This window comes from Pseudoalteromonas sp. SR41-1, assembly GCF_014164015.1.
In the GTDB taxonomy this organism is placed as follows: domain Bacteria; phylum Pseudomonadota; class Gammaproteobacteria; order Enterobacterales; family Alteromonadaceae; genus Pseudoalteromonas; species Pseudoalteromonas distincta.
In genome coordinates, this window is the sequence record NZ_JACJEK010000003.1 from 15,143 (window position 1) to 33,187 (window position 18,045).

General features: G+C 40.0%; 17 protein-coding genes. 13 read left to right on the top strand and 4 right to left on the bottom strand.

Annotation, left to right across the window (positions count from 1 at the left end):
* Nucleotides 1–88: 88 nt before the first annotated feature.
* The 6 genes from bioA (at nucleotide 89) to H5118_RS03035 (ending at nucleotide 6,610) form a co-directional block, all read left to right on the top strand.
* A complete protein-coding gene (gene bioA, locus H5118_RS03010) occupies nucleotides 89–1,390 on the top strand; it encodes an adenosylmethionine--8-amino-7-oxononanoate transaminase (protein WP_182747753.1) in 1,302 nt (433 codons plus the stop codon).
* A 171-nt stretch (nucleotides 1,391–1,561) separates the two neighbouring features.
* Nucleotides 1,562–2,374: a hypothetical protein gene (locus tag H5118_RS03015; protein WP_154903076.1), complete on the top strand. Its 813-nt coding sequence runs from the start codon at nucleotides 1,562–1,564 to the stop codon at nucleotides 2,372–2,374.
* Nucleotides 2,375–3,415, top strand: a complete 1,041-nt coding sequence (locus H5118_RS03020; protein WP_182747755.1) for an extracellular solute-binding protein — start codon at nucleotides 2,375–2,377, stop codon at nucleotides 3,413–3,415.
* On the top strand, nucleotides 3,415–4,914 hold the full coding sequence (locus H5118_RS03025) for an iron ABC transporter permease (RefSeq protein ID WP_024597048.1): 1,500 nt from the start codon (nucleotides 3,415–3,417) through the stop codon (nucleotides 4,912–4,914). Before H5118_RS03020 ends, H5118_RS03025 begins: the two co-directional genes overlap by 1 nt.
* A gap of 14 nt (nucleotides 4,915–4,928) precedes the next feature.
* A complete protein-coding gene (locus H5118_RS03030; protein WP_182747756.1) occupies nucleotides 4,929–5,945 on the top strand; it encodes an ABC transporter ATP-binding protein in 1,017 nt (338 codons plus the stop codon).
* 35 nt (nucleotides 5,946–5,980) lie between these two features.
* Complete coding sequence (locus H5118_RS03035) at nucleotides 5,981–6,610, top strand: Vat family streptogramin A O-acetyltransferase (protein WP_024604311.1); 630 nt, start codon at nucleotides 5,981–5,983, stop codon at nucleotides 6,608–6,610.
* 4 nt (nucleotides 6,611–6,614) lie between these two features.
* Here H5118_RS03035 and H5118_RS03040 read toward each other — a convergent pair whose 3' ends face one another.
* On the bottom strand, nucleotides 6,615–7,049 hold the full coding sequence (locus H5118_RS03040; RefSeq protein ID WP_002961231.1) for an ATP-binding protein: 435 nt from the start codon (nucleotides 7,047–7,049) through the stop codon (nucleotides 6,615–6,617).
* Nucleotides 7,050–7,346: 297 nt separating this feature from the next.
* Here H5118_RS03040 and asnS point away from each other — a divergent pair, with 297 nt between their 5' ends.
* A complete protein-coding gene (gene asnS / locus H5118_RS03045) occupies nucleotides 7,347–8,744 on the top strand; it encodes an asparagine--tRNA ligase (protein WP_024596826.1) in 1,398 nt (465 codons plus the stop codon).
* Nucleotides 8,745–8,813: 69 nt separating this feature from the next.
* Here the strand turns inward: asnS and H5118_RS03050 are convergent, their stop codons facing one another.
* The 3 genes from H5118_RS03050 to H5118_RS03060 all read right to left on the bottom strand — a co-directional run bounded on the left by H5118_RS03050 (nucleotide 8,814) and on the right by H5118_RS03060 (nucleotide 10,881).
* Entirely contained in the window at nucleotides 8,814–9,098 is a 285-nt protein-coding gene (locus H5118_RS03050; RefSeq protein WP_182711217.1) for a hypothetical protein, read from the bottom strand.
* Between the two features lie 105 nt (nucleotides 9,099–9,203).
* Nucleotides 9,204–10,130, bottom strand: coding sequence for an electron transfer flavoprotein subunit alpha/FixB family protein (locus H5118_RS03055; RefSeq protein ID WP_182692832.1), 927 nt, complete (start codon nucleotides 10,128–10,130; stop codon nucleotides 9,204–9,206).
* A gap of 1 nt (nucleotide 10,131) precedes the next feature.
* Nucleotides 10,132–10,881, bottom strand: coding sequence for an electron transfer flavoprotein subunit beta/FixA family protein (locus H5118_RS03060; protein ID WP_182715514.1), 750 nt, complete (start codon nucleotides 10,879–10,881; stop codon nucleotides 10,132–10,134).
* A gap of 221 nt (nucleotides 10,882–11,102) precedes the next feature.
* Between H5118_RS03060 and H5118_RS03065 the strand changes: the two genes are divergently transcribed.
* From H5118_RS03065 to H5118_RS03090, 6 genes are all read left to right on the top strand, one after another.
* Entirely contained in the window at nucleotides 11,103–12,749 is a 1,647-nt protein-coding gene (locus tag H5118_RS03065; RefSeq protein WP_182747758.1) for an electron transfer flavoprotein-ubiquinone oxidoreductase, read from the top strand.
* A gap of 132 nt (nucleotides 12,750–12,881) precedes the next feature.
* The gene (locus tag H5118_RS03070; RefSeq protein WP_024596822.1) at nucleotides 12,882–13,346 is read left to right on the top strand and encodes an acyl-CoA thioesterase; all 465 of its coding nucleotides are present in this window, start codon (nucleotides 12,882–12,884) and stop codon (nucleotides 13,344–13,346) included.
* Between the two features lie 259 nt (nucleotides 13,347–13,605).
* Nucleotides 13,606–14,175, top strand: coding sequence for an outer membrane beta-barrel protein (locus H5118_RS03075; RefSeq protein ID WP_002961225.1), 570 nt, complete (start codon nucleotides 13,606–13,608; stop codon nucleotides 14,173–14,175).
* Nucleotides 14,176–14,461: 286 nt separating this feature from the next.
* The gene (tsaA, locus tag H5118_RS03080) at nucleotides 14,462–15,166 is read left to right on the top strand and encodes a tRNA (N6-threonylcarbamoyladenosine(37)-N6)-methyltransferase TrmO (protein WP_182747760.1); all 705 of its coding nucleotides are present in this window, start codon (nucleotides 14,462–14,464) and stop codon (nucleotides 15,164–15,166) included.
* A gap of 89 nt (nucleotides 15,167–15,255) precedes the next feature.
* Nucleotides 15,256–16,980: a proline--tRNA ligase gene (locus H5118_RS03085; protein ID WP_149602592.1), complete on the top strand. Its 1,725-nt coding sequence runs from the start codon at nucleotides 15,256–15,258 to the stop codon at nucleotides 16,978–16,980.
* A gap of 217 nt (nucleotides 16,981–17,197) precedes the next feature.
* On the top strand, nucleotides 17,198–18,043 hold the full coding sequence (locus H5118_RS03090; RefSeq protein WP_182724434.1) for a UDP-2,3-diacylglucosamine diphosphatase: 846 nt from the start codon (nucleotides 17,198–17,200) through the stop codon (nucleotides 18,041–18,043).
* Nucleotides 18,044–18,045: the final 2 nt, after the last annotated feature.

Below are 18,045 nucleotides of genomic sequence, written 5' to 3' on the forward strand. Positions count from 1 at the left end.
CTCTTATTTTTTTCTCAGCGGTGATATTGGCTTAGTCTACGAGTTGAAGTACCATTGTCAACGAAGCCCACCAAGTTAAAGTTTACATATGATTAAAAAGAATACGATTGACCTTGATTTTGATCGTGAGCACATTTGGCACCCATATACATCGATGACTAAGCCAATTCCGGTATACCCTGTTACACATGCTAATCACAATATTATTCACCTCGAAACTGGCGAGCAATTAATCGATGGCATGGCCTCGTGGTGGAGCGCAATACATGGCTATAACAACCCTGTTATAAATAACGCCATGATTGAGCAAATTAATAATATGAGCCACATTATGTTTGGCGGTATTACGCATAACAGCGCGGTAGAGCTGTGCAAAAAAATAGTAAATATAACGCCGCCTAGTTTAACTAAAGTGTTTTTAGCCGACAGCGGATCGGTAAGTGTTGAAGTAGCAATAAAAATGGCGCTGCAATATTGGTTAAGCCAAGGCATTACAACAAAACAAAAATTAATGACGCCTTACAAGGGCTACCATGGCGACACGTTTGCAGCCATGAGCGTATGCGACCCCGTTAACTCAATGCATAGTTTATATTCAGGCTTTTTACCTGAACACGTTTTTGTGCCTGCACCGGTGAGTAATTTTGGGTTCGAGTTTAACCAAACTGAAGCCCAAGAGCTTGAAGAATACTTTAAAGCAAACCACAGCCAAGTAGCCGCCTTTATCATTGAGCCTATTGTACAAAACGCAGGTGGTATGAACTTTTATCACCCTGATTATTTAGCCTGCGTGCGTAAATTATGCACCCAATATAACGTACTGCTAATTTGCGACGAAATTGCCACAGGCTTTGGCCGTACAGGTAAATTATTTGCTGTAGAGCACGCCAATATAGAACCCGATATAATGTGTATTGGTAAAGCATTAACCGGCGGTTCAATGACGCTATCGGCCACTATCACTAGCGATAAAATAGCCATTGGCATAAGCGAAGGTGAAGCCGGTGTTTTAATGCACGGCCCTACGTTTATGGGTAATCCGCTTGCCTGTGCAGCGGCCTGCGCAAGTATTGATTTATTACTTGAACAAAACTGGCAACAACGAATAAAGCAAATAAACACACAGTTACAACAACTTAATAAATGCAGTGAACTAGATGCGGTTGCCAATGTGCGTACCTTAGGAGCAATAGGTGTTGTTGAACTGAACGAGGCTGCGGGCAATGTTGATGTTGCTAAAATTCAGGCTTATTTTGTAGTGCAAGGTGTATGGATACGCCCATTCGGTAAACTAATTTACCTTATGCCACCGTATATAAGTGACGACACAAGTATAAAAACACTGTGTGATGCCATTTATAATGCCATTAAAGGCAAGCATTACGCTTAATAGTCGGTCTCAATAACTAATCCTAATACAGGTTATAGCGCTATTTGCTGTAACCTACCGCTACATTTAGTGTTTTTATCTATTAAGCGAGTTTGTAGTTATTGATCTCGTTAACCATTAGCTATATGATAATGTCTATCATTTACAATTACCTTTTTGGACTTCTTTGCTATGAAATTACTATTTAAACCAGCCAAAACTTTAGGTGCAAGCCTTTTACTAGCCTCGGCGTTTATGGCTCAACCAGTATTAGCTAACGGCCCTATTGGCGAGCATGTTAATCATCTTCAAGCTAACCTTAAAAGTTACGCAGAAGAAGTAGAATGGATGGTAGGCAAAGTTGATACCATGGTAAGCGACTACGATACTAAAGGCGCAAAATCTGTAAAAACTGATGATTTAATTGAATATTGGGAATCAGTTAAGTTTCACAGCGCAATAGAAACTAACTTTGTACCAGTATACGCTTCTATTTGGCAGGGTCTTTATGGCGTAAAAATGGCCATTGATAATAAAGAGCCTGCTGAGGAAGTTCGTAAACAGCAAAAAGCGATGAACATAGCCTTGTGGCAAGGCCTTGGGGCTGTTAAGCTTGCTGCAAAATTCCAGCAAAAAGGCTTGTTAGACACAGTAAAAGCAACCGCTACAACTCAAATGACACAAAGTGCCACAATTGATGAAATTAAGCACAAATTAGACCGTGTAGTAGCTAAATTTGCTGAGCGTTTACGAGACGAAGCAACTGAAATTGTTCACGATACTTATCTGCACCTGTTTGAAGGCGTTGAAGGAACTCTTATTGAACAAGATGCAAAACTAGTTGAAGTGCTGGAAAAAGACTTTAACGTAACACTGCCACAAGCCATTACAAACAGCAAAAGCGTAGACGAAGTACGCGATGTGATCAGTGATATGCAAACAAAATTAGACCGCGCTAAGGTTTTAATAGAAAAAGCCGAAAAAGCACGTAAGGATGTATTTTAAGTGAAGCGTAGGACCTTTATTCAAGGCCTAGCCGCGTTAGGGGTGGTTGGCTCATTGCCACTGCCTCTTTCTCGTGCGCTAGCCGCTGATATAGCAAACCCTGTTTCTGTTGACGATTTACCAAAGCTTAAAGGCGAGTTAACGCTTTATTTAGGCCGAGGCGAAGGTGGTTTGTATGAAAACGTATTACAAGCAATCCAGAAAAAAAATCCAGACTTTAAACTCGGTATACGCCGAGGTCCTACTGCTGCTTTAGCAAATACCATTGTTGCAGAAGCTAAAGCTGGCGTTCGCCGCGCTGATTTATTTTGGGCAGTTGATTCAGGCGCAATTGGTTTAGTAACCGATGCTGGCCTTGCACAACCCATCCCAAGTGATTTATCTGCTCAGTTACAACCACAATTTAGATATAAAGAGTGGGCACCTGTAACTGGCCGTATTCGTACATTGCCATATAACACGTCGCGTTTGACTAAAGATCAAATTCCAACAAGTATTATGGAAATTGCCGACAGCGATTTAAGTATTGGCTGGGCGCCCGCCTACGCTTCTTTTCAATCGTTTGTAACCGCAATGCGAATCTTAGAAGGCGATGACAAAACCGCTAAGTGGCTTAAAAAGATTCAAAAACGTGCTAAAACATACGCCGGCGAGCTAGGTGTTGTTATGGGCGTTGAACGCGGTGAAGTTGATATTGGTTTTGCTAATCACTATTACACTTTGCGTTTAAAATCAGGTAAGCCTGATGCCAAGCTAGATTTAGCATTTACACAAAATGATGCGGGCTGTTTAGTTAATGCATCGGGTGTATTAGCGCTTAACGACGATTCGCTTGCAACTAACTTTATGCGTTACTTACTAAGTAAAGAAGTACAAGGTTACTTAGCCAGTGAAGCGTACGAAATTCCGTTAGTAAATGGTATTACCCAACCTGAGGGTTTACCGTCACTTGCTAATATTTCTCCACCTAAAGTAGATTTAACACAGCTAGCTGATTTACGCCCTACTATAGATTTGATGCGAAGCAGCGGCGTATTGTAATGAAAATACCTGCCTCTTATCCAATGGCGCTGCTTGCAGCGCTTGTTGCGCTTACCCCTGTTTATGTATTAATTGTGCTTGCAAGCGATGCGAGCTCAGTGTTTGACACCCACAACCTGCAAATTTTAGGTAACACGTTATCGTTAATGGGTTTAACGGTACTTGGATCTATTTTAATTGGTGTGCCACTGGCGTTTATTAGCGCGTATGTGCATTTACCATTTAAAAAGCTCTGGCTGGTTGTATTTGCAGCCCCACTGGCAATTCCCAGTTATATTGGCGCATTTACACTTTATGCTGCTTTTGGCCCCGGTGGCGAAATAAATACCTTAACAGGAATAGAAACACCATCAATGTATGGCCTAACAGGTGCCGCCATTGTAATGACGCTTTATACCTTCCCGTTTGTAATGATGACAACTCGCTCATCCCTACTGAGCCTTGATGCAAGCATGGTTAATGCCGCACGAACGCTGGGCATGTCGATGACGCAAAGTATATTTAAAGTTATATTACCGCGCGTAGTTAACGGTATTGCAGCAGGCTCTTTGTTAGTCGCGCTTTATACGTTATCAGACTTTGGTACGCCCGCAATGATGCGCCTAGATACCTTTACCCGCGTAATTTATGTTGAATACAACGCCTTTGCGTTAGGGCGCGCTGCAATGCTTTCACTTCAGCTGATGGTTATTGTTGGTTTTTTACTTTTAGTTGAATCACAAATAAAAACAGCACCTGAGCGCCATGGTCGCCCGTTAATTTTATTTCCAAGTAAAGTACAATTAAGTGCCATGTTTGTTACGTTTGCACCTGTTTTACTGCTTGCTATTGGCTTGCCTTTGGCTATATTTTCGCTTTGGTTAGCTCGCGATGGTTTTAGCTCATTTGATTTTAATATTGCGTGGAACTCTACGTATGCATCGGGTATTGCGGCAATTGTAGCCGTTATCGTTGCGATCCCCGTTGCACATGCTGCACTGAGTGGAAAAGCGGGTCGTATAATGGAGCGTGTTACTTACTTTGGTTTTGGTATTCCGGGTATAGTAATGGGCACAGCGCTTGTTTACGGTGGTTTGCAGTTGCCGTTTTTATATCAAACACTGGGATTGCTTATTATTGCTTATATGCTGCGATTTTTACCACTTGCTGTAGGCTCTGTTAGAACAAGCACCGAACACTTAGATCCAAGCTTAGTAAAGTCTGCGCGCGTATTAGGGGCAAGCCCACGTGAAGTATTTACTCGCATAACACTACCTTTAACTATGCGCGGTATTATTGCCGGTGCAGCACTGGTGTTTTTAGAGTCAATGCGCGAACTAGAAGCCACGCTACTACTTGGCCCAACAGGGTTTGAAACCCTCTCTACATATTTATGGCGTGTATACGAAGCGGGCTATTTTGGTCGCGCCGCGATTCCAGGGTTATTGTTAGTAGTGATATCTGCCTGCGGGTTAGCTATTATGATGTCTGGCGAAAAACGCAACCAGTTTGAACATTAAGGATTTAAGAAACAATGCTATCTGTAAGTCAGTTGTCTATAGATTATGGCAGTAACCGCGTAGTAAGCGATTTAAACTTTTCGCTGGGTGAAAACGAAATCCTTATGCTTGTAGGGCCAACAGGTTGTGGTAAAAGTACAATTTTACAAGCCCTTGCTGGCCTTATACCTATTAGCGAAGGCGAAATAAACACAGGTAAATGGCGCGCTACACCCAAATTAACAATACCTCCTGAAAAACGCAGTGTAGGCATGGTATTTCAAGATTTTGCGTTATTTCCGCACTTAACCGTACAGCAAAACATTTGCTTTAGATTAAAAGATACAGCCCCTGCTGAGTATTGGATAAACCTACTTGGGTTGAGCGATTTTAGAGACAAAAAACCAGCAACGCTTTCTGGCGGACAAAAGCAGCGCGTTGCACTTGCGCGTACCCTTGCCCACCAACCTGACTTTGTATTACTTGATGAGCCGCTTTCAAACTTAGATGCCGCTCTTAAAGACATGCTTCGTTGGGATATTAGAAACGCACTTAAAGCCGCTGGCGTACCGGCGATTTGGGTAACACATGACCAAGAAGAAGCACTCTCAGTTGGCGATCGTGTTGGTGTGCTTAAAGGCGGTAAAATTCAGCAAATCGATACACCCGAGCGCTGCTTTAGTACCCCAAACAATCGCTTTGTAGCACGTTTTTTAGGTGAAGCCAGCTTTATTAGCGGCCAATTTAGCCAAGGACAAGCCACTACCTCAATTGGTAATGCGCCAGCTCATTGCGTTGACTGTGAAAGTGGCGACGTTGATGTACTACTACGCCCTGACGATGTATTGCTTGTACAAAGCAGTGTTGGTAATAACGGCGAAGTGATTTGGGTACGCTTTGAAGGTGGCAGCCGCTTGTGCGCTGTAAAACTTGCGTGTTCTACGGTGGTAACTAGCCGAGTAAGCCATGAAGTTGTGGTAAACCCAGGCGACGAAGTGCATGTATCACTAAGCACATCGCACCCACTAGCCGTTTATAAATCTATAGATTAATATCTATACCTAACTCAAAGTTAAGAGGAAACCCCATGAACGGACCAAACCCCAATAATCCTTCACCAATGGAAGGTTTTCCTCAAGTAGGTTTTTTAAAAAACTATATTACTTCTATCAATATTGAAGTAGGCGATTATACATATTATGACGATCCTGATGGCCCTGAGAATTTTGAAAAAAATGTGCTTTACCATTTCGATTTTATTGGGGATCGTCTGATCATAGGTAAGTTTTGTGCGATAGCTAAAGACGTTACTTTTATAATGAATGGCGCTAACCATCAAACTTCTGGATTTTCTACTTATCCATTTTTTATATTTGGTAATGGCTGGGAAAAATTTGTACCAAAATCAAATGATTTACCCTTTAAAGGCAATACAGAAATTGGTCATGATGTTTGGATTGGTTATAACGCTACAATTATGCCCGGGGTAAAAATTGGCAGCGGCGCTATTATTGCCAGTAAATCAGTTGTTACCTGCGATGTACCTGCTTATAGCGTTGTAGGTGGAAATCCCGCTAAAGTGATAAAAACCAGATTTGACGATAAAACAATAAATACGCTGCTAGATATAGCTTGGTGGGATTGGAGCAATGAAAAAATCACTGCTCATTTAGATGCCATTACACAATGCGATATAAAAGCCTTATCTAATCTCTAAGTGATTACCACTCAAACATGTAGGCCATTTTACTTATTGTTTTTAGCGGCACATTATGTGAGTTTCGTTTAGCGTATAGGTGCTGCATAGCTTTGTCTTTTACTTCACCCACTATCACTTCTTTTACTTGATAACCTAAAGCAACGGCAGCTTGAGAGTAAGCTATAAATTCCCACTTTTTAATATTGGTGTTATCTACAATCACCAATGGAATGCCTTGAGCAAGTGCATTTATAAAGCGCGCCAAATTTAAATTATGAAATTGTGGTAACTTAAATTTATCGAAATGATATTCGCCCTGCTCATTATTAAAGTAATCATCAGTTGAGCAAATTAGATACTGACTTTCGTCGGCTCCACCTAATTCGTCAGCAAGGCTTTGCGCGTAGTAAGACTTACCACTTCCTGGTAGTCCTCGTAAAATAAAAACTTGTTTCATAGCATCGATTTTTTAAGGGTGAATAAATATTAATTTAGTTTGGATGTTAATAATGCCACAAAATCATTAAATTTCAGAGCAACAAATCATAATAGTGGCAATTAAACTCTAAAAACTGTTTAAAAATAAACCGCATGCATAAAAACTTTTAAAGAGTTGCCCACAATAGTTTTTTTATTTAACTTTACTAGGTAAGATACAGGGTTCAAGTGCAGCGCCGTTTATGTGCAATTTATGCCCGAGTGTTGCGCACAGTTAAAATAAAATAGTTAGGCAACTTATATCATTGGAGTGAAGATGAGCCATTTAGCGATTTCAGAGCTATTAAAAGGCAATGTTGCGGTAGACAGCCAAGTAACAATTAAAGGCTGGATCCGTACTCGCCGCGATTCAAAAGCAGGAATTTCATTTTTAGCCGTTCATGACGGTTCGTGTTTTGATCCTATTCAAGCGGTAGTTCCTAATTCACTGAATAATTATGATGAAGTTACTAGCTTAACAGCCGGTTGTTCTGTGTCGGTTACTGGTGTTTTAGTTCAATCTGCTGGCCAAGGTCAATCTTACGAAATTCAAGCTAACTCAGTGACTGTATTAGGTTGGGTAGAGAACCCAGATTCATACCCAATGTCGGCAAAACGCCACAGCATTGAGTACTTACGTGAGCACGCTCACCTTCGCCCTCGTACAAATATGATTGGCGCGGTAACTCGTGTACGTAACTGTTTAGCACAAGCTATTCACCGTTTTTACCACGAGCAAGGCTTTTACTGGATCAGCACGCCAATCATTACGGCAAGTGACTGTGAAGGTGCTGGCGAAATGTTCCGTGTATCAACGCTTGATATGCAAAACTTACCACTTACAGACAAAGGCGAAGTTGATTACAGCGAAGATTTCTTCGGTAAAGAAGCATTCCTTACTGTATCTGGTCAGTTAAATGGCGAAACTTACGCGTCTGCAATGTCAAAAATTTATACATTTGGCCCTACATTCCGCGCAGAGAATTCAAATACATCTCGCCACCTTGCAGAATTTTGGATGGTAGAACCTGAAGTAGCGTTTGCTGATTTAGAAGATATAGCAAAACTTGCTGAAAACATGCTTAAGTATGTGTTTAAAGCCGTACTTGAAGAGCGCCGTGATGACATGGAATTTTTTGCACAACGTGTAGAAAAAACCGCAATTACGCGTTTAGAAGAGTTTGTAGATAAAGACTTTGCACAAGTTGACTACACAGACGCTGTAGAAATCCTTAAAAACTGTGGCAAAAAGTTTGAGTACGCTGTTGAATGGGGTGTAGATTTACAATCTGAGCACGAGCGTTACTTAGCTGAAGAGCACTTTAAAGCACCGGTAGTTATTAAAAACTACCCTCGTGACATTAAAGCATTTTACATGCGCCAAAACGAAGACGGTAAAACCGTTGCCGCAATGGACGTTGTAGCACCTGGTATTGGTGAGATCATTGGCGGTTCACAACGTGAGGAACGCCTTGATGTACTTGATGCACGCTTAGAAGAAATGGGCTTAAACAAAGAAGATTACAGCTGGTACCGCGATTTACGTAAATACGGTAGCGTGCCGCACTCAGGCTTTGGTTTAGGCTTTGAACGCTTAGTTGCTTATGTAACAGGTATGGGCAACGTACGTGACGTTATTGCCTTCCCTCGCACTAAAGGCAGCGCAACTTACTAATTAGTAAGTAAACTGTTTTAAAATATTGAAAAACCAGCCTAGTAGCTGGTTTTTTTGTTCAATATATTTTTATTTAAGATTTTTTACAAAAAATAAGTAAAAACTTATATGTGATGTTAATAAGGTTAAAAACAGACTTCCCTTTGAAAAGCTATAAAACCAGAGTGAAAAAAGTAAAAATACATGAACTAAGAACATCCCATACCAAGAGATTTTTGCAGCCATATGGATTTTTGTACTTTGCTGTTGCTTAACTTCATGAACGCTAAAACCCCAAGCGAGAGCGGTCCAAACACATGAAAATAAAAACATAAAGGTTGAAACAATAGTTAATCCTATATCACCACTATTCATAAATATCCTTATCCAAGTAAAGCATTACCTTAAAACAACAAAAAAAGCCGTAATACCCAAAGAGTATCACAGCTTTCAACCAGAATAAGTTTGTTTATTTGAAGGCTATAAAGCACTCTCTAACTGTGGCAGTACTTCAAATAAATCTGCCACTAAACCGTAATCTGCAACTTGAAAAATAGGTGCGTCAGGGTCTTTATTAATCGCGACGATTACTTTTGAGTCTTTCATACCCGCTAAATGCTGAATAGCACCGCTAATACCTACTGCAATGTATAAATTAGGCGCTACAATTTTACCTGTTTGCCCTACTTGCATGTCGTTAGGTACAAAGCCTGCATCAACTGCTGCACGCGATGCACCAATAGCTGCACCTAGTTTATCGGCAATACCATTAAGTAATGCAAAGTTTTCGCCGTTTTGCATACCGCGACCACCCGATATGACCACACTAGCAGCTGTAAGCTCAGGGCGTTCTGATTCTGTTTGCTCAACACTTACAAAGCTGCTTAATTGCGAATCTGATACTGTATCAATGCTTGTTATAGCAACAGCTGATTGCTCACCTTGTAAATCAAAGCTACTGGCACGTACGGTAATTACTTTTTTACTGTCGAGTGATTTAACCGTGGCGATTGCATTACCTGCATAAATAGGTCGTTTAAATGTATCGGCGTCCACTACTGCGATAATTTCAGAAATTTGCGCAACATCTAATAGCGCGGCAACACGTGGCATAAAGTTTTTGCCCGTTGTAGTAGCACTTGCAACAATGTGGCTGTAGGTGTCGCTAAGTGATAAAACTAAATCGCTCATGTTCTCAGCTAACTGATGTTCATAAACGCTATTATCGGCAACTAAAACATTAGCTATGCCATCAATGCTTGCAACTTGTGAGCTCATTGCGCTTAAGTTGTTACCTGCTATTAGTACATCAATAGGAAAGCCCATTTTTACTGCAGCGTTAATAGTTTTTGAGGTTTCTGGTTTTAAGGCACCGTTGTCATGCTCTGCAATTACGAGTGTTTTCATTTTAAATCACCTTTGCCTCTGTTTTTAATTTTTCTACAAGCTGCGCTACGTCTTCTACAATAATTCCTGCGGTGCGTTTAGCTGGCTCTTCTACACTTATTAATTGCATACGCGGTGTTAAATCAACACCAAGCGAATCTGCTGCTATTACTTCAAGCGGCTTACGTTTGGCTTTCATAATATTTGGCAGTGATGCATAGCGAGGCTCATTTAAGCGTAAATCAGTTGTAACAACTGCCGGTAAATTAAGTGCTACCGTTTGCAGCCCGCCATCAACTTCGCGTGTTACGTTTACTTTGCCATTTTCAATAACTACTTTTGATGCAAATGTACCCTGCCCGCGATTAGTTAATGCAGCAAGCATTTGACCTGTTTGATTATTATCTGAGTCAATTGACTGCTTACCTAAAATGACAAGTTCAGGCGTTTCTTGCTCTACAATTTTAGCGAGTAGTTTTGCAATATGAAGTGACTCGAGCTTTTCATCGGTTTCGATGTGAATAGCTTTGTCAGCGCCCAATGCTAATGCTGTGCGTAATTGTTCTTGTGATGCTTTTGGACCAATAGTTACGGCAACCACTTCAGTGGCGGTACCGGCTTCTTTAAGGCGAATTGCTTCTTCTATAGCAATCTCACAAAACGGGTTCATTGCCATTTTAACGTTGGTTAAATCAACGTCGCTGTTATCACTTTTAACGCGTGCTTTTACGTTGTAATCAATCACTCTTTTTATTGGTACGAGAACTTTCATAGGAACTCCATAATTATTTAAACCTACAAGGTAACGTGGACGTCAACCTATTTATTTTATGGAATTAGACTACTTCCTGTTGACGTAAACGTCAACCTAAAATAACCTTTAACTATTCACAGTCTGTAACGTTTAATTTGCAAGGTTATAAATAGGCTGTACACCTTATTTAAATGCGTAGTAAACATTCAAATAAGTCCGTCATAGATAAAGAGGTTATTATGGTCGAACGTGAAACCATGGAATTTGATGTAGTAATTGTTGGTGCAGGCCCTGCTGGGCTTTCAAGTGCAATTAAACTCGCGCAATTAGCACAAGAAAAACAACAAGAGTGCATGATTTGCGTAGTCGAAAAAGGTTCTGAAGTAGGTGCACATGTACTCTCTGGTGCTGTTTTTGAAACCAGAGCTTTGGATGAACTACTACCTAATTGGCAAGAGCTTGGCGCACCGGTTACAACCAAAGTAACTAATGATGAAATTTATTGGTTTAATAACGAGCAAAAAGCGACATCAATCCCCCACTTTGCTACACCAAAAACATTTCATAATGATGGTAACTTCATTGTATCTATGGGCAATGTATGTCGATGGCTTGCAGAGCAAGCTGAAAGCTTAGGCGTAGAGATATTTCCAGGATTTAGCGCACACTCTTTAATAATTGAAGATGAAGCAGTAAAAGGCATTATTACTGGTGATATGGGTGTAGACAAAGATGGTAATGAAAAAGACGGTTACATGCCAGGCATGGAGCTTCGTGCAAAATACACTATTTTTGCTGAAGGTTGCCGTGGTCATTTAGGTAAACAACTAATCAATGAGTTTGCACTTGATGCAGATTCATCACCGCAGCATTATGGTTTAGGCTTTAAAGAAATCTGGCAAATAGATGAAAGTAAACATGAGCTTGGCAAGGTAGTTCATGGTACAGGTTGGCCACTTAGCGGCGATACTAATGGTGGTGCATTTATGTATCACAGTGAAAACAATCAAGTTGTTGTTGGTTTAATTGTTGATTTAAATTACTCAAACCCACATTTGAGCCCGTTTGATGAGTTTCAGCGAATGAAGCACCATCCAGTATTTAAAAACGTACTTGAAGGCGCTGAACGTATTGCTTACGGTGCGCGTGCTATTGCTAAAGGTGGCTTGCATTCATTACCAAAAATGCATTTTGCTGGTGGTTTACTTGTAGGGTGTGATGCAGGCACTCTTAATTTTGCAAAAATTAAAGGTAATCACACTGCAATGAAATCGGGAATGATTGCCGCTGAGGTTATTTTTGAAGCATTGCAAAATGAGTTAGCAAATACCGATTTAACTCATTATCAAACTGCGTTTGAGCAATCGTGGGCATATAAAGAGCTATATCAATCTCGTAACTTTGGCCCTGCTATGCACAAGCTCGGTAAATTTTTAGGTGGTGCGTACAATACGCTTGATCAAAACATTTTTAATGGCGGTTTACCCTTTACGTTTAAAGATAATACGCCCGATCACTCTACCCTTGTTGATGCTAACGCCGCTGACAAAATTGCATATCCAAAACCAGATGGACACCTTAGCTTTGATAAACTCTCAAGTGTGTTTTTATCAAATACTAACCACGAAGAATCACAGCCGTGTCATTTAAAGCTTAAAGATGCGTCAATTCCTATTAATGTAAATTTAGTCAAATTTGATGAACCCGCACAACGTTATTGCCCAGCAGGCGTTTACGAAGTACAAGAAATTGCAGGCAATAAAGAGTTTGTTATTAATGCCCAAAACTGTGTGCACTGTAAAACCTGCGATATTAAAGACCCAAGCCAAAACATTACATGGGTAACACCTGAAGGTGCAGGTGGGCCAAACTATCCTAATATGTAACTAAATTATGCGCTGTATAGCTATATAACTACGTTTTTTACATATAAATTATAAACATATCCTAAATTGCAGGGGCTTCGGCCCCTTTTTTACGTTATGCTAATAGTAGTTTTAATAATAAGAGTGTTATTTATGCCGTCGTCAAAAGTTATTTTTCGTTTTTTAGCAGAGCCTACTGATGTTAATTTTGGTGGTAAAGTTCATGGTGGGGCCGTCATGAAGTGGATTGACCAAGCAGGTTATGCGTGCGCTGCTGGTTGGAGTGGTCATTACTGCGTAACTGTTTCGGTTGCGGGTGTTAAATTTAGACGCCCTATTTTAGTGGGTCAAATAGTCGAAGTAGAAGCTAAAATTGCCCATACGGGTAGAAGTAGCATGCAAATATTTATTCAAGTTAGGTGTGGCGATCCAAAAACGCAAAATATGGTTGAAACAAACCATTGTGTTATCAGCTTTATTGCAATGGATGAAACGGGCTACCCAATAGAAGTGCCTTCGTTTAAAGCAGTGACCGATGAAGACATTAAATTAGAAAATTACGCTATAAAAATGAAAGAAATAGCAATTGAAACAGAAAACTTGCTTCATAAAGTCTAATTAGTAATTTGAATAAAGTAAGGCTATGTAAAAAACTCATTATACTTTGTAAAACATACAACTTATTTTAGAGTACACGATTACACAAAAGTTCACTTTGATTATAAAACACGCTAAACAATGTAAAAACCAATACAAAAGAACTAATTGTGGCGTGTTTTTAATCCATTTTAATATTGGCACGCTCGCTGCAAGTAGATAATTGAAGTTTGATTAATGAAATCAAGCATTTGATTATTTTTTGTAAAGGAGCTATTCAATGATTAAAACACTTTCTCTTTCAGCTATTGCACTAGCAACACTGGGTTTTAACTCTGCAGCACACGCTGACATTTCTGATTTCGATTCTCCACGTATTTATACTGGTATCGGTTACGGTCAATATTCTTTTGAATTTGAAGACAGTGACAACGACACTGACTTTGACGACGATGCACAAATGCTTAAAGGCTATATTGGTACTCAGTTTAACGAATACCTAAGCTTAGAACTTGCTTATCAAAACTTTGATGAAGTAAGTGATATAGACAGCAAAGCTGAAATTGATGGCGTATCGCTTGCCGCACGTTTGGGCTACCCAATAACAGAGAGCTTTTCTGTATATGCAAAAGGCGGTTGGCTTGAGTGGGATGCAGATTACACACAAGATTTACCAGTAGGCGGTGTAACAGCTTCTACAGATGGTGGTGATGCGTTTTATGGTGCGGGTATTGAATACGCACTTACAACAAATGTACAATTTCGTTTAGAGTACGAACGCTACAAACTTGATGACGATATTGATCCAGACATGGATGTAGCATCTGTATCAGTTCAATACATGTTTTAATTAATCTTTAACATGTTTGAAAAGGGTAAGCTTATTAGCTTGCCCTTTTTTGTTTTAGGTCCTTTTTAAATATATTAATACAAAATATAAACCTCTCAGTCTAATAATTGATTTTAAACTAGATGGTCTATATGAATAATTTTTAACGAAGTAAGTGCGCTATTTAATGCACTAGAATAATCATATTTTTAATAAAATTGGTATACGCAATAAACTTACTTACACTAATGCCATAAATACTAAATGCAGGTAGAATAGCGCTCTATTTTATTTGTACCCGAGTACTATGAGCGATTATACCATTTCGGCTATTGGCCACATTGAATCTCCCTATAAACAAAAGTTTGCTATACCTAGGCAGCCTCGTTTAGTGCCACAAGCCAAGGCAAAACTTATTTTTGCACCTGATTTTAATCGCGAAGAGTTTGTACGTGGTTTAGATGAATTTACTCATATTTGGTTGCTATTTCGTTTTCATGAAACGGCCGATAAAGGTTATTCTGCCATGGTGCGCCCACCTCGTTTAGGTGGGAATGAGCGAAAAGGTGTATTTGCTACCCGCGCTACATTTAGACCAAACGCGATTGGTATGAGCGCAGTAAAACTTGAAGGTATTGAATATAAAAACGGACAACTTAGTTTATTACTCGCTGGCATTGATTTACTTGATGGCACACCCATTATCGATATTAAACCGTACTTACCCTATTCAGATGCAATGCTTGACGCCAGTGCTGGCTTTGCAGATACACGCCCAGAAACACAAATGACGGTTGAATTTAGCCCTCAGGCAATTGAGTTTGTTAATGCGCAAACACAATACCCAGATTTACATGATTTTATAGCTAATGTTTTAAAACAAGATCCCCGCCCTGCCTATAAAAAACAAAAAGACGGCGAGCAAAGCTATGGTATGACTTTGTACAATTATAATATTCGCTGGCAAGTCAATGACGAGCATAACGTAGTAACAAACATAGAAAAAAACTAAATAACTCACTTAGCGCTTTAGTGTAAAAGCATCCGCTGTTAAACTTAAGCTCTATTAAAAGAACATAATTACTCTATTTCGGAAAAAACATGCGTACAAGCCAATATATACTCGCAACACTTAAAGAAACGCCATCAGATGCTGAAATCGTATCGCATCAGTTAATGCTTAGAGCCGGTATGATCCGTCGCGTCGCTTCGGGTTTATACACTTGGTTACCCTCTGGTTTACGTGTGCTACGTAAAGTAGAAAACATTGTACGTGAAGAGATGGACAAAGCAGGTGCTATTGAAATGCTAATGCCTGTAATTCAACCCGCTGATTTGTGGGAAGAGTCTGGCCGTTGGAATGAATTTGGTCCTGAGCTTATGCGCTTCACAGACCGTCATAACCGTACGTTTGCACTTGGTCCAACACACGAAGAAGTAATAACTGATTTCGTACGTAAAGAAATAAGCAGCTACAAGCAGTTACCAGTTACCTTGTATCAAGTACAAACTAAAGTACGCGACGAACGCCGCCCTCGCTTTGGTGTGATGCGTGCTCGTGAATTTACAATGAAAGATGCCTACTCTTTTCACTTAAGTGAAGAGTGTTTAGATGCGACTTATCAAGCGATGCACAAAGCATACTGTAACATTTTTGAGCGTTTAGGCCTTGATTACCGCCCTGTACTTGCTGATACTGGGTCTATTGGTGGTAGCTTATCTCACGAGTTTCATGTACTTGCTGAGTCGGGCGAAGATGCAATTGCATTTAGTGATGGCAGTGATTACGCTGCTAATATTGAAAAAGCAGAAGCACTAGCGCCAAACGATCCACGCCCAGAAGCAAGTAAAGAGTTAAAAGCATTCCCTACTCCTGACGCTAAAACAATTAATGAGCTTAAAAAGCACTACGGTGTAAAACCTCATCGCGGTGTTAAAACCTTAATTGTTTACGGTGCACCTGATGAAAACGATGTACGTGGTTTAGTGGCGCTTGTACTTCGTGGCGATCATGATTTAAATGAATTGAAGGCTGAAAAGCACCCATTAGTAGACTCCCCACTTGAAATGGCAACAGAGGCAGATATTGTTGCTGCTATTGGTGCAAAACCCGGCTCATTAGGCCCTGTGGGCTTATCTATGCCTATAATTGTTGATAGAGCCGCTAATATCCTTGCTGATTTTGTTGCCGGTGCTAATAAAGACGACGAGCATTACAGCGGTATTAACTGGGATCGTGACGTAACTGATTACGAAGTTGCTGATATTCGTAATATTGTTGAAGGCGATATGAGCCCATGTGGCCAAGGCGTTTTACAAATAAAACGCGGTATTGAAGTAGGTCATATATTCCAACTTGGCACTAAATACTCAGAAGCGATGAAAGCGGGAGTATTAAACGAAGGTGGTAAAAACCAAACCATGACCATGGGTTGTTACGGTATTGGTGTTTCACGTATTGTTGCAGCTGCTATTGAACAAAACAACGATCAATACGGGATCATTTGGCCAAAATCAATCGCGCCATTCGATTTAGCGATTGTTCCAATGAACATGCACAAATCGCATCGTATTCCTGATATTGCAAATAACCTTTACCAAGGTTTAAAAGATGCAGGTCTTGATGTGTTATTTGATGACCGTAAAGAGCGCCCTGGTGTTATGTTTAATGACATGGAGCTAATTGGTGTACCATTTACGCTGGTGATTGGTGAGCGTAACCTTGACGAGAATAAAGTTGAGCTTAAAAACCGCCGCACCGGTGAAAAGCTAATGATTGATATTGACACTGCAATTGATGCAATTAAAGCGGCTGTTAAAGGTTAATAACACCCACGCTTAGAACAGACTAAAAGGCCGCATTTAAAATGCGGCCTTTTTTATGCGTAATAATAGCTGCTCAATGACTCACCTTTCCTAGCTTTGTAGAAATCATTTAATTACGTGCCTTGGTATAAATTGTCATGGAGGCTTCGCTAAAGTGTCTCATAAGTGTCATTAGATTTATCTACAGTGTTTAATTATTACACTATGGATGACAGGCATGACAAACAATCAACTGCGTAAAAAACAACATTATCCAGCTATATGGATATCTGATGTTCATTTAGGTTACAAAGATTGTAAAGCTGATTACTTACTTGATTTTTTAAACTCGGTAGAATCCGACACACTTTATTTAGTGGGTGATATTATTGACTTATGGTCAATGAAGCGACAGTTTTATTGGCACCCTTCTCATTATGAAGTATTAAACTGCATACAAACAAAAGCAGCTAGCGGTACACGTGTCATTTATATTCCCGGTAATCATGATGAAGCGTTTAGAAACTATATAAATCAAACATTATTTGGTGTTGAAATCCACCAGCAGTTTATTCACACCACTAAAGCTAATAAACGGTTTTTACTTATACACGGCGACGACTTTGATTCAGCAACTCGTTATAACAAACTTGTTAGTATTGCGGGGGATGCAGGATACGACTTTTTATTATTTTTAAATCGATGGACTAATCGTATACGTAAAATATTTGGCGGTAACTATTACTCGCTTGCATCATGGATAAAAGCTCGGGTACACAAAGCACGAGAAGCGATTAGTGCCTTTGAAGATGCTGCAATTCATGAAGCTAAAAAACAAAACGTAGATGGTATTATTTGTGGACACATTCACCATCCCAAAATAAAAGTAGATGACGGTATTATGTACTGTAACGATGGTGACTGGATTGAGAGCTGTACTGCGCTTGTAGAGCAGCAAGATGGAAAGATAGAATTACTACATTGGTCAGATACACAGTTTATACTCGATAGCGCAGACATAGCTATTCTTAACACGCCTTTAAATACGTCAACAAGTACCAAACCAAAAAAATCAGCTGCCTAGCA

Excerpts from the sequence above, each read along its gene's own strand:
- H5118_RS03085 (WP_149602592.1), top strand. The coding sequence starts at position 15,256 with ATGCGTACAAGCCAATATATACTCGCAACACTTAAAGAAACGCCATCA.
- H5118_RS03035 (WP_024604311.1), top strand. The coding sequence starts at position 5,981 with ATGAACGGACCAAACCCCAATAATCCTTCACCAATGGAAGGTTTTCCT.
- H5118_RS03040 (WP_002961231.1), bottom strand. The coding sequence starts at position 7,049 with ATGAAACAAGTTTTTATTTTACGAGGACTACCAGGAAGTGGTAAGTCT.
- asnS (WP_024596826.1), top strand. The coding sequence starts at position 7,347 with ATGAGCCATTTAGCGATTTCAGAGCTATTAAAAGGCAATGTTGCGGTA.
- H5118_RS03055 (WP_182692832.1), bottom strand. The coding sequence starts at position 10,130 with ATGAAAACACTCGTAATTGCAGAGCATGACAACGGTGCCTTAAAACCA.
- bioA (WP_182747753.1), top strand. The coding sequence starts at position 89 with ATGATTAAAAAGAATACGATTGACCTTGATTTTGATCGTGAGCACATT.
- H5118_RS03050 (WP_182711217.1), bottom strand. The coding sequence starts at position 9,098 with ATGAATAGTGGTGATATAGGATTAACTATTGTTTCAACCTTTATGTTT.
- H5118_RS03090 (WP_182724434.1), top strand. The coding sequence starts at position 17,198 with ATGACAAACAATCAACTGCGTAAAAAACAACATTATCCAGCTATATGG.
- H5118_RS03065 (WP_182747758.1), top strand. The coding sequence starts at position 11,103 with ATGGTCGAACGTGAAACCATGGAATTTGATGTAGTAATTGTTGGTGCA.
- H5118_RS03025 (WP_024597048.1), top strand. The coding sequence starts at position 3,415 with ATGAAAATACCTGCCTCTTATCCAATGGCGCTGCTTGCAGCGCTTGTT.
- tsaA (WP_182747760.1), top strand. The coding sequence starts at position 14,462 with ATGAGCGATTATACCATTTCGGCTATTGGCCACATTGAATCTCCCTAT.
- H5118_RS03070 (WP_024596822.1), top strand. The coding sequence starts at position 12,882 with ATGCCGTCGTCAAAAGTTATTTTTCGTTTTTTAGCAGAGCCTACTGAT.
- H5118_RS03060 (WP_182715514.1), bottom strand. The coding sequence starts at position 10,881 with ATGAAAGTTCTCGTACCAATAAAAAGAGTGATTGATTACAACGTAAAA.
- H5118_RS03030 (WP_182747756.1), top strand. The coding sequence starts at position 4,929 with ATGCTATCTGTAAGTCAGTTGTCTATAGATTATGGCAGTAACCGCGTA.
- H5118_RS03015 (WP_154903076.1), top strand. The coding sequence starts at position 1,562 with ATGAAATTACTATTTAAACCAGCCAAAACTTTAGGTGCAAGCCTTTTA.
- H5118_RS03075 (WP_002961225.1), top strand. The coding sequence starts at position 13,606 with ATGATTAAAACACTTTCTCTTTCAGCTATTGCACTAGCAACACTGGGT.